This is a genomic window from Devosia geojensis (assembly GCF_000969415.1).
GTDB classification, from domain to species: Bacteria; Pseudomonadota; Alphaproteobacteria; order Rhizobiales; family Devosiaceae; genus Devosia; species Devosia geojensis.
Genome location: NZ_JZEX01000009.1, coordinates 1 through 12,725 on the forward strand (window position 1 = coordinate 1; position 12,725 = coordinate 12,725).

Annotated in this window: 12 protein-coding genes; 8 read left to right on the top strand and 4 right to left on the bottom strand. The window is 66.7% G+C overall.

The genetic code is table 11. From position 1 onward, the window contains the following. Positions 1–107 precede the first annotated feature (107 nt). Genes mnmG through VE25_RS00115 form a run of 4 tightly spaced genes read left to right on the top strand, consistent with a single transcriptional unit; the run spans position 108 to position 4,333 of the window. Positions 108–1,970, top strand: a complete 1,863-nt coding sequence (gene mnmG, locus VE25_RS00100) for a tRNA uridine-5-carboxymethylaminomethyl(34) synthesis enzyme MnmG (protein ID WP_046106540.1) — start codon at positions 108–110, stop codon at positions 1,968–1,970. Then, positions 1,970–2,629 (top strand): 16S rRNA (guanine(527)-N(7))-methyltransferase RsmG, encoded by a 660-nt coding sequence (rsmG, locus tag VE25_RS00105; protein ID WP_052731624.1) that lies wholly within the window; start codon positions 1,970–1,972, stop codon positions 2,627–2,629. Before mnmG ends, rsmG begins: the two co-directional genes overlap by 1 nt. A gap of 20 nt (positions 2,630–2,649) precedes the next feature. After that, positions 2,650–3,450, top strand: coding sequence for a ParA family protein (locus VE25_RS00110; protein WP_083988632.1), 801 nt, complete (start codon positions 2,650–2,652; stop codon positions 3,448–3,450). 13 nt (positions 3,451–3,463) lie between these two features. Continuing rightward, positions 3,464–4,333, top strand: coding sequence for a ParB/RepB/Spo0J family partition protein (locus VE25_RS00115; RefSeq protein ID WP_046106563.1), 870 nt, complete (start codon positions 3,464–3,466; stop codon positions 4,331–4,333). 335 nt (positions 4,334–4,668) lie between these two features. Here the strand turns inward: VE25_RS00115 and holA are convergent, their stop codons facing one another. From holA to leuS, 3 genes are read right to left on the bottom strand one after another with little or no spacing between them, the layout of a single operon-like run. Continuing rightward, on the bottom strand, positions 4,669–5,691 hold the full coding sequence (gene holA, locus VE25_RS00120; protein ID WP_046106542.1) for a DNA polymerase III subunit delta: 1,023 nt from the start codon (positions 5,689–5,691) through the stop codon (positions 4,669–4,671). A 7-nt stretch (positions 5,692–5,698) separates the two neighbouring features. After that, positions 5,699–6,205 carry a hypothetical protein gene (locus VE25_RS00125; RefSeq protein ID WP_046106543.1) on the bottom strand — a complete coding sequence of 169 codons (507 nt, stop codon included), beginning with the start codon at positions 6,203–6,205 and terminating at the stop codon, positions 5,699–5,701. After that, complete coding sequence (leuS, locus tag VE25_RS00130; RefSeq protein ID WP_046106564.1) at positions 6,192–8,810, bottom strand: leucine--tRNA ligase; 2,619 nt, start codon at positions 8,808–8,810, stop codon at positions 6,192–6,194. Before leuS ends, VE25_RS00125 begins: the two co-directional genes overlap by 14 nt. A 126-nt stretch (positions 8,811–8,936) precedes the next feature. Between leuS and VE25_RS00135 the strand changes: the two genes are divergently transcribed. The 4 genes from VE25_RS00135 (at position 8,937) to VE25_RS00150 (ending at position 11,587) form a co-directional block, all read left to right on the top strand. Continuing rightward, entirely contained in the window at positions 8,937–9,623 is a 687-nt protein-coding gene (locus tag VE25_RS00135) for a YggS family pyridoxal phosphate-dependent enzyme (protein ID WP_083988634.1), read from the top strand. A 9-nt stretch (positions 9,624–9,632) separates the two neighbouring features. Then, positions 9,633–10,157, top strand: a complete 525-nt coding sequence (locus tag VE25_RS21585; protein WP_052731625.1) for a hypothetical protein — start codon at positions 9,633–9,635, stop codon at positions 10,155–10,157. Positions 10,158–10,334: 177 nt separating this feature from the next. Beyond that, on the top strand, positions 10,335–11,018 hold the full coding sequence (locus VE25_RS00145; protein ID WP_046106544.1) for a response regulator transcription factor: 684 nt from the start codon (positions 10,335–10,337) through the stop codon (positions 11,016–11,018). A gap of 107 nt (positions 11,019–11,125) precedes the next feature. Next, positions 11,126–11,587 carry a cyclic nucleotide-binding domain-containing protein gene (locus tag VE25_RS00150; protein WP_046106545.1) on the top strand — a complete coding sequence of 154 codons (462 nt, stop codon included), beginning with the start codon at positions 11,126–11,128 and terminating at the stop codon, positions 11,585–11,587. Between the two features lie 270 nt (positions 11,588–11,857). Here VE25_RS00150 and VE25_RS00155 read toward each other — a convergent pair whose 3' ends face one another. After that, positions 11,858–12,670 (bottom strand): exodeoxyribonuclease III, encoded by an 813-nt coding sequence (locus tag VE25_RS00155; protein ID WP_046106546.1) that lies wholly within the window; start codon positions 12,668–12,670, stop codon positions 11,858–11,860. Positions 12,671–12,725 lie beyond the last annotated feature (55 nt).

A 12,725-nucleotide genomic window follows, 5' to 3' on the forward strand; every position in this document is an offset into this window, starting at 1 on the left:
GGGTCGGGGGAAGTTTCGGTGGCTCACGGACCCACCCCCACCCTCGTTCCCTCCCCTCAAGGGGGAGGGAGGCGATAGAGCCGCTGACTCCGAAAGGGAAACATCGCATGAGCGACTATGCGGTCATCGTCGTCGGGGGCGGACATGCCGGCTGCGAAGCGGCGGCGGCGTCCGCGCGCCTCGGCGTGCCGACGGCGCTCGTCACCCACAGCCAAGCCACCATCGGCGAGATGAGCTGCAATCCGGCCATTGGCGGCCTCGGCAAGGGCCATCTGGTGCGCGAGATCGATGCGCTTGATGGCCTCATGGGCCGCGTCGCCGATGAGGCCGGCATCCAGTTCCGCGTGCTCAACCGCCGCAAGGGCCCGGCGGTGCGCGGGCCGCGCGCCCAGGCCGACCGCAAGCTCTACCGGCAGGCGATGCAGGCGGCGATCACGGCGCAGCCGGACCTCGATGTCGTCGAGGGCGAGGTCGACGACCTCGTCGTCGAAGACGGCCGCATCGCCGGCGTAGTGCTGCTCGATGGGCGCCGGTTCTCTGCCCGCGCTGTCGTGCTCACCACCGGCACGTTCCTGCGCGGCCTCATTCATCGCGGCGAGGAGACCGTCCCGGCCGGCCGCGTCGGCGAAAAGCCGGTGCTTGGTCTCTCCGAGCGGCTGGAGGCCCTTGGCCTGCAGCTCGGGCGCCTCAAGACCGGCACGCCCGCCCGGCTCGATGCCACCAGCATCGATTTCTCGGGCCTGGAAGAACAGCGGGGCGATGATCCACCCGAGCCGTTCTCGATGCTGACGCGGCAGATCACGACGCCCCAGGTTTCCTGCTTCGTCAGCCGCACCACGGCCGAGACGCACCGGATCATCTCGGAGAACCTCCATCGCTCGGCGATGTATTCCGGCCGCATCCAGAGCCGGGGGCCGCGCTATTGTCCCTCGATCGAGGACAAGATCGTGCGCTTCGCCGACCGCGACAGCCACCAGATCTTCCTCGAGCCGGAAGGGCTCGACGATCCGACCATCTATCCCAACGGGCTCTCGACCTCGCTGCCGGCCGAGGTGCAGGAGGCGTTCCTCAAGTCCATGCCGGGCCTTGAGAACGTGCGCATCCTGCGTCCCGGCTACGCCATCGAATACGACTATGTCGATCCGCGCGAGCTCCGTGCTACGCTCGAGATGAAGCGGTTGCCGGGTCTTTACCTCGCCGGCCAGATCAACGGCACCACCGGCTATGAGGAAGCCGGCGCGCAGGGCCTGCTCGCCGGCGCCAATGCCGGGCTCGCCGCCAAGGGCTCGCCGCCGCTGGTCCTTTCGCGCACGCAAAGCTATCTCGGCGTCATGGTCGACGACCTGACGACGCGCGGCGTCTCCGAGCCCTACCGCATGTTCACCTCGCGCGCCGAGTTCCGCCTGCACCTCAGAGCTGACAATGCCGACCAGCGACTGACCCGGCTCGGCATCGACGCCGGCCTTATCGGCGAGGAGCGGCGGGCGGCCTTTAACGAAAAATCAACCAAGCTCGACGCGGGGCGCGCGCTCCTCACCGGGATGACTGTCAGTCCGAGCGCGGCGCGCAAGGGCGGCATTCCGGTCAATGCCGACGGGAAGCTGCGCTCGGCTTTCGAGCTGCTGTCCTATCCCGAGGTCACATCCGAGCAGGTCGCCCGCCTCTGGCCGGAGATCGCCGCGCTGGAACCGGCGGTGCTGGAGCAGCTGACGGTCGACGCGCAATACGCCGTCTACCTCGATCGGCAGAAGGCGGACGTGGAAGCGGTGAAGCGCGATGAGATGCGCGAAATTCCGGACTGGCTCAGCTACGAGGAGATCGCCGGGCTCTCCATGGAGATGCGCCAGAAGCTCTCGCAGCAGCGGCCGGCGACCATCGCCCAGGCGCAGGCCATTGACGGCGTGACGCCCGCGGCCGTCACCCTGCTGCTGTCGGTCATCCGCCGCGGCGGCCTGCGCAAAGCCAGCTGATGGTCGACGCCCGCGGCCGCGCCGCCGTTCTGCGCTACGCTCCGCATTTCTCCCGCGATCCGGAAGCGGTGATTGCCGACCTGGAATCCTATGCTCTGCTGCTGGAGAAATGGCAGAGGATACAGAATCTCGTTTCACGTGAAACACTGGCGGACATGTGGAGGCGGCACTTCGCCGACAGCCTGCAGGTGTTGAAGCTGCTCACGGAGAGCGACCGGACGATTCTCGATCTCGGCAGCGGTGGCGGTTTTCCGGCGCTGCCGCTCGCCATTGCCAGCAAGGGCAGGGACCGCCGCTTCATCCTCGTCGAACCGACCAGCCGCAAGGCCAGTTTCCTGCGCACGGTCGCGCGGAACCTCGGTCTCGACGTGCGGGTCGAGGCCCGGCGCACCGAAGACATTGATTCACGTGAAACAGGGCGGGTCGACGTCATAACCTCGCGCGCGCTCGCCAGCCTGCCGCAGCTTTGCGCCCTCGCCGCGCCGTTCTTCGGGCCCGAAACCCGCGCCATCTTCCATAAGGGGCGGGAACATGTTGAAGAACTGGTGGAATCGGGTGCCTTGTGGCAGCATGACGTGGTACTGGTGAAAAGTGACACCGACGACAGCGGCGTCCTCGTCGAGCTCAAGAATTTGCGCTCGAAGCAAGTCCGTTCGTGAAGGCAATACCGGAGGCCGTCTTGGCTCCCCGCATCCTGACTCTCGCCAACCAGAAGGGCGGGGTGGGCAAGACCACCACCGCCATCAATCTCGCAACGGCCCTGGCCGCCATCGGCGAACGGGTGCTGATCGTCGACCTCGATCCGCAGGGCAACGCCTCGACCGGCCTCGGCATCTCCCGGCAGGAACGCGAGATTTCCGCCTATGACCTGCTCGTCGGCGAGGCGCGGGTCGCCGAAGCCTCGGTGATGACCAGCGTGCCCAACGTTGCCATCGTGCCCTCAACCATGGACCTCCTGGGTGTCGAGCTGACCATCGCCGCGCAGGCGGACCGGGCCTTTCGGCTGCGCGATTCCTTCAAGCGCCTCAATGAGTTGACGATCAACGGCGCACCGGTGAGCTACATCCTCATCGATTGTCCGCCCTCGCTCAACCTCCTGACCGTGAACGCCCTGGTCGCCGCCGACGCGGTGCTGGTGCCGCTGCAATGCGAGTTCTTCGCGCTCGAGGGCCTCAGCCAGCTGTTGCAGACCATCGAGCAGATCCGCACGACGCTCAATCCGCGCCTTTCCATCCAGGGCGTGGTGATGACCATGTTCGACAAGCGCAACAACCTCTCCGAGCAGGTGCTGCAGGACGTGCGCCAGGAAATGGGTTCGCTCGTCTACGACACGGTCATTCCGCGCAATGTGCGGCTTTCGGAAGCGCCGAGCTATGGCAAGCCGGCGCTGCTCTACGATCTCAAATGCGCCGGCAGCCAGGCTTACCTTCGGCTCGCCACCGAGGTGATCCGGCGCGAACGGCACCTCAATGCGGCCTGAGGATTTTTGAATGATGACTGACAAACCTTCCCGCCTCGGCCGGGGCCTCGCAGCCCTCATCGGAGACATGGCGACGCTCGAATCCTCCGGGCGCGTGGCCGAAAGCGGCGGCGTTCGGCGCCTGCCCGTCGAGTTCATCACTGCCAACCGCGCCAATCCGCGCCGCACGTTCGACGACGAGCAGCTCGAGGAGCTGACCAACTCGATCCGCGAGAAGGGCATCATGCAGCCGCTGCTGGTGCGCCCGTCGAGCGATCCCAACATCTTCGAGATCATCGCCGGCGAGCGCCGCTGGCGCGCCGCGCAGCGCGCGGGCCTGCATGAAGTACCGGTCATCGTGCGTGAGGTCGACGACAAGGAAGCGCTCGAGCTCGCCATCATCGAGAACGTGCAGCGCGCCGACCTCAACCCGCTCGAAGAGGCGCTCGGCTACGAGCAGCTCATCGAGCAGTTCGACTATACCCAGCAGGACCTGGCGCAGGTCATCGGCAAGTCGCGCTCGCACGTCGCCAACACGCTGCGGCTGTTGAAGCTGCCGGATTCGGTCAAGGGCATGGTTTCGGGCGGGGAGCTTACCGCCGGCCATGCGCGCACGCTGATCACCGCCGCCGATCCCGCCGCCCTTGCCGAGGAGATCGTCTCGCGCGGTCTTTCCGTGCGCGAGGCGGAAGCCTTGAGCCAGAAACGGGAGGTCGCCCCGAGGCACCGCGAGCCGGCGGCCAAGGACGCCGATACCGTCGCGCTCGAGCGCCAACTCTCCAACGCGTTGGGGTTATCCGTGTCGCTCAGCCACAGCGGCAATGGCGGCAAGCTCGAGATCCGCTACAAGACGCTGGAGCAGCTGGACGGCATCTGCTCGCGGCTGACGCGGGCGGCGAACTAGAGCTCTTCATAGCTAACTAGAATTTAGCGGCTCTTTCGCCTCCCTCCCCCTTGAGGGAAGGGAATGAGGGTGGGGGTGGTTGTGTGAGCCACCGATGGACCCCCGCCCCCGACCCCTCCCCTCAAGGGGGAGGGGAGCCGACCGGCTCATGTTTCCGTCCAATCGTGAACGCTCTAGCGGCGATTGAACTCAAAGTTTGCCGCATTTCCTTAAACTCCTGAGGGGCGTTTTAAACGTCCAGCGGCGCTAGGGAGCTAATGGAGGGAAGTTTTCTCCTTCAAGTTCAGAACCTTAATCCCTACTGAGGTCGACCGTTTCACGTGAAACGGCCCCTTTTAGTGCGCGGCCGCCATCATACAGAGCGCGAGCAGCGTGCGGCGCAGAACGGCTTCGGCAAGCGCCGGCCGGCGGCGGCTTTCCTCGGTCGCCAGGTGAATGCGCTCGCCGGCGGTGGCGAGGGCCGAATCGCTCCACAAGCGCACCTGCTGCTCGAGCGTCGCAACCCGGGAGAAATGCGGCTTGGGACGGGCGGAGTTCAGCACGTCGCGGGCCGATTTGCCGGTATCCACGTCGCCGCGCCAGCGGCGCAGGGTCGAAAAATGCATCATCGCCATGGCGAGAAGCCGCTGCGGGTCGACCGCCGAGCCGAGCGCGCGGTTGAGTGCGGTCTCGAGCCTTTCCGCGTGACCGGTTCCCGTCGCATCGAGGATCGTATCGATGACCAGCGCGGCATTGTCGGCGCAGAGGATCAGCACGTCCTCGCGGGTCAGCGCCTTGCTCTCGGCCGCATAGAGCGTCAGCTTCTCGAGCTCGCGGCGGGTGACCTCGCGGTCGTTGCCGAGCGTTTCGCGCAAGGTGGCGACCACGTCGGCGTCGGCCCTTATGGCCTCCTTGGCGAAGGTCTCGCGGATGAGGGCCGACAGCGTCTCGTCGGTATCGGCGTAGCAGGGCAGGGCGCGGCCGAGTTTTGCCGCTTCCACCAGGGCGCGCAAGGCGTCGCGCGGCGCTAGGTTGCCCGCTTCCAGCACGATGATGGCGCCGGCCGGGTCGTCGCGCAGCTCCGAGAGCGTCATGACGAGGCTCTTGGCCGCCCCGCGCACCCGCACGATGCGCCGGCCGCCGAACAGCGAAATCGTCTTGGCCTCGACGGCGAGGATCGACGGGTCGGCATCGACTTCGGAGGCCTCGAGGGTCACGAGGCTCGCCGATTCCGGATCGTCGCCCTGATAATGGCGGATGAGGCGCTGCGCGGTCTCGCGCACGAGGCCGGCATCGGGGCCGTAGACGAGGAAGATGCCTTCCTCGAGGTCCGGCCGCTGCAGGTAGCGCGCGACCTCGTGGGCCTTGAGGGCCGTCATCGCCGGATCAGCGCACGGCGCCGGCGAGCAGCGCCAGGCGCAGCGATTCGGCGGCGGCGCGGGTTGCGCGTTCCTGGGCCTCGATCACCGATTCGCGGGCGGCGAACGCCTGGGCATTGGTGGTGAAATCGGCCGTGGCCGTGCGGGTGATGGTCACCGGCGGCTGCGTGCTGCCGGCGGGCGGCAGGATGGTCAGCCGGGCGGTCGCCGTCATCCGGCGCAGGGTGTTGGGGTTGGGCGTAGCCGAAAGGCCCTGCCGGGGCCCGGAGGCCGAAACCGAGACACGAACCTGGCGCGCGTCGGGGGCCTCTGATACCCCGAAGCGCAGGCGCAACTCCTGGTAGACGATCTGCTCCAGCCGCGAGTTGGGCTCGGCATAGGTGAAGGCGAGCCTTTGCGACACGGCCTGCGGGTCGGAGTAGACCGGCGCCATGGTGCAGGCGGAAAGCGTTCCGCCCAGCACGATGGCAATCGCGAGAAAACCGTTGCGCAGCAGCTGCTTAGACCACGACATTGACGATCCTGTCCGGCACGACGACGATTTTCTTGGGCGCCTTGCCCTCCAGCATGCGGGCAATCGGCTCCAGTGACAAGACCAGTTCCTCGACGGCGGTCTGCGCCGATCCCTTGGCGACGGTGATCTCGGCGCGGCGCTTGCCGTTGACCTGCACGGGCAGGGTGACGGTGTCGTCGACGAGATAGGCCGGGTCGACCGCGGGCCATGCCGCGTCGCAGACGAGACCCTGCTTGCCCAGGGTCTGCCAGCAGGTTTCGGCCAGGTGCGGCATCATCGGGGCGATGAGCTGCACCAGCCGCTCGACACCTTCGGCAAGCGCCGCGCAGCGCGCCGCGGGCGCTGGCGAGACGAGGCCGACATAGCGAGCCAGCGCATTGGCGAGTTCGTAGATCTGGGCGACGGCCCGGTTGAAGCGCAGCCCCTCGATGTCGTCGCCGACCTGCTTGACGGCGCGATGGACGATCTTGCGCAGGGCCAGCGCATCCTCGTCGTCAACACCGGCTTCAATTTCGGAGAACTGTTCAGCGATAGCGACCGATTCGCCGACCAGCCGCCAGATACGCTGCTGGAAGCGGCTGGCGCCCTCGACGCCGGCCTCGGTCCACTGCACGTCGCGCTCGGGCGGGGAGTCCGAGAGCATGAACCAGCGGGCGGTGTCGGCCCCGTAGGTCTTGAGGATCTCGTCCGGATCGATGCCGTTGCGCTTGGACTTGGAGATCTTCTCGATCGAGCCGATCTGGGCGGGCCTGCCGGTGGCGACCTCGATCGCCTGCCGCTCGCCTTCGACCAGCTCGACGCGCACTTCCTCGGGCGAGAGCCAGCGCCCGTCGCCGGCCTTGTAGGTCTCGTGGGTCACCATGCCTTGCGTGAACATGCCCTTGAACGGCTCGTCGAGCCCGAGATGTCCGGTGATCTTCATGGCGCGGGTGAAGAACCGCGAGTAGAGCAGGTGCAGGATCGCGTGCTCGACGCCGCCGATATACTGGTCGACCGGCATCCAGGCGTTGGTTTCCTCGGGCACGGTCGGCGTATCGGCGTGCGGGGCCGTGAAGCGGACGAAATACCAGGAAGAATCGACGAAGGTGTCCATGGTGTCCGTCTCGCGCCGCGCCGGGCGGCCGCACTGCGGACAATCGACATGCTTCCAGGTCGGATGATGGTCGAGCGGATTGCCGGGCTTGTCGAAGGCGACGTCGTCGGGCAGCACCACCGGCAGGTCCTTCTTGGGCACCGGCACCGTGCCGCAGGCCTCGCAATGGATCACCGGGATCGGGCAGCCCCAGTAGCGCTGGCGCGAGACGCCCCAGTCGCGCAGGCGATAATTGACCTCGACGGTGCCCTGCGGGCGGCCGTCGACCCGCAGCGAGGCGAAATGGTCGGCGATGGTCTTCTTGGCTTCCTCGATCGAAAGCCCGTCGAGGAAGGCGGAATTGAAGATGGTGCCGGTATCGGTATAGGCCTCCTCGCCGATGGTGAAGGTCTGCGGGTCCGCGCCCGGCGGCAGCACCACGGGAATGACGGGCAGGCCGTATTTGCGCGCGAACTCCAGGTCGCGCTGGTCGTGGCCGGCGCTGCCGAAAATGGCGCCGGTGCCATAGTCCATCAGCACGAAATTGGCGACGTAGACGGGCAGCGTCTGCCCGGGCTTGACCGGGTGCGCGACGGAAAGGCCGGTGAAATAGCCCTGCTTTTCGGCCTTTTCCAGCGTTTCGGTCGCGGTGCCGTGGCGGTGGCACTCGGCGACGAACTCGGCAAGCGCCGGATCGCCGGCGGCGAGCTCGCCGGTCAGCGGATGGTCGGGCGAGAGCGCGATGAAGGATGCGCCGAAGATGGTGTCGGGGCGGGTCGTGAAGACCTCGATGCTGGTGGTGGCGGTCTTTTCGGTCGCTTCGAGCGCAAAGAGGAGCTTCAGGCCCTCGGACTTGCCGATCCAGTTGCGCTGCATGGTGCGCACCTTCTCGGGCCACTCGGTCAACCCATCGATGGCGCTCAGCAGCTCCTCGGCGAAGTCCGAGATGCGGAAGAACCACTGCGTCAGCTCGCGCTGCTCGACGGGCGCGCCGGAGCGCCAGCCCTTGCCGTCGATCACCTGCTCGTTGGCGAGCACGGTCATGTCGACCGGGTCCCAGTTGACCTTGCTTTGCTTGCGCGTGACGAGGCCGGCCTCGAGCATGTCGAGGAACATCGCCTGCTGGTGCCTGTAGTAGTCGGGCTCGCAGGTCGCGACCTCGCGGGTCCAGTCGAGCGAGAGGCCCATGGATTTCAATTGCGCGCGCATCGCCTCGATGTTCTGGCGGGTCCAGATGCCGGGGTTCATCCCGCGCTCGATGGCGGCGTTCTCCGCCGGCAGGCCGAAGGCGTCCCAGCCCATCGGGTGCAGCACGTTCTTGCCCCTGGCGCGCTGGTAGCGCGCGACCACGTCGCCCAGCGCATAGTTGCGCACGTGCCCCATGTGGATGCGGCCCGAGGGGTAGGGGAACATCTCGAGCACGTAGTAGCGCTCGCGCGTGTCGCCGTCCTTGACGACGAAGGATTGCTGATCGTCCCACACCTTCTGCCAGTGGGGTTCCATTTCGCGCGGGTTATAGCGTTCGAGGCTCATGCTCGTTTCGGCGTCCTTGAGGGGCATGGGCGGTAATCCGCCTCTGTTCCTTGCGTTTTCTGGGGATTTTGGCTAGCGACCATCACCAGAAAACACTGAGTTGGTCAACAGCAACGGGGCGAAAGCGTGGAGCCGAACGCCGCAAAGGCAACCGAACGCCTCGAGACGATCCGGCAGATGATCGCGCGGGCGCAAAAGCGCTTCGGTCCGCCGCCGGTCTCGGTGACGCTGGTCGCCGTCTCCAAGACCTTCCCGGCCGAGGCCATCGCGCCGTTCCTTGCCGCCGGGCACCGGGTGTTCGGGGAGAACCGCGTGCAGGAGGCAAAGGCCAAATGGCCGGCGCTGCGGGCATCCTATGACGGCATAGAACTGCATCTCATCGGCCCCTTGCAGACCAACAAGGCGCGCGAGGCCGTGGCGCTCTTCGACGTCATCGAGACCGTCGACCGCGACAAGCTCGCCGGCGTCCTCAAGGCAGAGATGGAGCGGGCGGGGCGGAACCTGCCGTGCTTCGTCCAGGTCAATATCGGCGGCGAGCCGCAGAAGGCCGGGGTCGACCCGGCCGAGGCGGCAAGCTTCGTCACCCGCTGCCGGCAGGTGCACGGGCTCGATATCGTCGGCCTCATGTGCATTCCGCCGGACGGAGAACCGCCGGGCCCCTATTTCGCCCATCTGGCTGCGCTGGGGCGCCAGGCAGGCGTCGAAAATCTCTCCATGGGCATGAGCGGCGATTTCGAGACGGCGATCGCGATGGGCGCGACGCATGTGCGGGTGGGCTCGGCGCTGTTCGGCCGGCGACCGCCGGCCGGCTGAGGGCACGCGGTGCTGAGCGAAGCGGAAGCCGGACGTCTCGTCGAGCAGCACCTCGGCGGCACGCGGGTCGCTCCGCACGCCGTCTATGTGGGCGAGGTGCTGGCGGCGATCGCCAAGCGCCTGCGGCAGCCGGAGGCGCTTTGGCGCGTCACCGGGTGGTGCCACGACCTCGATTATTTCGCCATCGAGGGCGACTGGAGCCGGCACGGGGTGCTGACGGCGGAGTGGCTGGCCGGCCGGTTGCCGGCCGAAGCGCTCGAAGCCATTGCCGCGCACGACCACCGCACCGGGCGCGTGGCGGCAGGTCCGCTCGCCGATATGCTCAAGCTCGCCGACGCCCTGGCGGTCGCCGTCGAAACGCTTGGCGGGCGCGCCGGATTCGCGGCGCGCTTGCGCAACCGCGAGCCGGGTGCGCCGCTCGTTGCCGGCAAGCCCTATCTCGATGCCATCATCGCGCAAGCGGCCGCGCGCCACGGGATCGTCGGCGACGAGATCGCAGCGCTCCTGCCGGCGCAGGACCAATGGAGCCGATAATTGTGGTTTGCCCCATGCAGGCCCGGGCAAAGCGCCTATATTGTAAACGGCGGGTGCAACTTGTGCGCTCGCTCGCCCGTTGCTCGAACGTGATAACGGCGAAGTGATTTGGCCGTCCCATGCAAGTCGCAATGCTGTGCGGCAAAGGACAGTAAAGAGAATCATGCGGAGAAAACAATGAACAAGCGTCGCATTCTTCTCGTCGACGACGATGCGCAGCTGCGCGAGACGCTGATCGATCAGCTCTCGCAGGAGCATGAATTCGATCTCGCCGAGGCGGAGACCGCCAACGATGCCCTGAAGGCCGTGCGCGAGAAGAACTACGACCTGATGATCCTCGACGTCGGCCTGCCGGACATGGACGGACGCGAGGCGGTCAAGCTCCTGCGCAACGAAGGCTTCAGGAGCCCGATCCTCATGCTGACCGGGCACGACAGCGACGCCGACCAGATCCAGGGCCTGCAGTCGGGGGCCAACGATTATCTCACCAAGCCCTTCCGCTATCCGGTGCTGAAAGCGCGCATCGATGCGGCGCTGCGCCAGCACGACCAGAGCGAGGACGTGGTCTTCACCATCGGGCCCTACAGCTTCCAGCCGGCGGCAAAGCTCCTGGAATCGAGCGACGGCGGCAAGGTCAGGCTCACCGACAAGGAAACCTCGATCCTCAAATACCTCTACCGGCAGGGGCCCAAGACCATCACCCGCGACGTGCTCCTCAAGGAAGTGTGGGGCTACAACAACCGGGTGACGACCCATACGCTCGAGACGCACATCTACCGGCTGCGCCAGAAGATCGAGCGCGATCCGTCCAATGCGCGCCTTCTCGTGACCGAAGAAGGTGGATATCGCCTGGTTCCCTGAACCGGGCTTGCCTCATCCATTGAGCGTTGTTGAACTTTTCCCCTATATGGTACGCGCGGAGCGCGACTGGGGGATGACTTCCCGGCGCTTCCGTGTAGTGGGGCAGGATGCGACTGGACGAGGCGGCCGCGGTTCTCTCGCAGGCCGAATTCTTCGACATCTGTGACGCCGAGCAAAAGCGGCTGCTCGCCTTTGCCAGCGAGCGGCGGCGCTTTGCCCCGGACGAGGTGGTGTGCCAGGGCGAGGTGGTGCCCGAGGGGGCGCATGTGCTGATCGAAGGCACCCTCAAGGCCAAGCCCGTGGGGGCGATCGCGGGCAAGCCCTACACGATCTCCAATCCGGGCGCGGTCATCTCGGCCATGGCGCTGATCCTGGCGCGCCCGCGCCTCATCACCGTCACCGCCGTCATCGAGACCGACATGCTGTTCGTGCCGCGCTCGGCCTTCCGCAAGCTCGTCGAGCAGTCGCCGGACCTGGCGGCTCGGGCGGCCGCCCATATCGAAAAGGATCTGACCGCCTATCTCGGCGCGCTGCAGCCGATCAGCAAGAAGATGCGGGGCGAACGCTAGGCCCGAGCATGGTGCCAGGCATTCCTCTTCCGTGAAGAGGCGGAACCCGTTGTGCTCGTGCGGCATGACGCCACCTCACCGGTTGTCATCCCGGCGGAGGCCGGGATCCAGCCCTGAACACCTCCAAGCGCACGAGACGAGCGGTGGGCGCGCCTGTCTGATCACACACCTTGCGGCTGTGGTTGTATCTCAGGATGGGCCCCGGCCTTCGCCGGGGTGACATCGAGGGATGGCAGGACAAGAGTTCCCGGTCGCCCAGATCGTTCCCGTTCAAACCGCCGCGAAGCGGACGATCACCGGCACGTGGTCGGAGGGTTTCTCGCTCCAGCCGCGGGCCGGGCGCACGATCTCGGCGGCGGTCGAGTGCTCGGCGACGTCCGCGGTCGACCAGATGTGGTCGAGGCGCCGCCCGCGGTCGGAAAGCTCCCAGTCGCGGGCGCGGTAGCTCCACCAGGAATAGAGCTTGGTCTCGTGGGGCACGTGCTTGCGCACCAGGTCGGTCCAGCCATGGCCGCCGGCGAGGATAGCGTTGAGCGTTTCCGTCTCGATCGGGGTGTGGCTGACGACGTCGAGGAGCTGCTTGTGGCTCCACACGTCGTTCTCGTGCGGGGCGATGTTGAAGTCGCCGGCGATGAGGTGGCCGCGCTGGAACACCGGCTCGGTGAACCAGGTCCTCAATTCCCCGAGGAAATCGAGCTTGTGCTTGAACTTCCGGTTGATCGCCGGATCCGGCGCGTCGCCGCCCGAGGGAATGTAGAAATTGTGGAACGTCACCGGTCCGCGCCCGAAATCGAGGAGCGCCGAGACGTGGCGCGAATCGGGGATGTCGCAGAACCCGCGGCTCGAGATGTCGGTCAGCGGGAACCTCGAGATGGTGGCGACGCCATGGTAGCCCTTCTGGCCATGCACGGCCTGATGGGGATAGCCGGCGGCGGCGAGGGCGGCGCGCGGGAACTGGTCGTTGGTGCACTTGATCTCCTGGAGCATCAGCACGTCGGGCCGATACCGGGCGAGGAAATCGAGCACCAGGGCTAAGCGCAGGCGAACGGAGTTGATGTTCCAGGTGGCGACGGAGACGGTCATCTTGGGTCCAGGCAATGCGCAGCCGTTATGACCGACGCGGGCCTGCCGGGTAAAG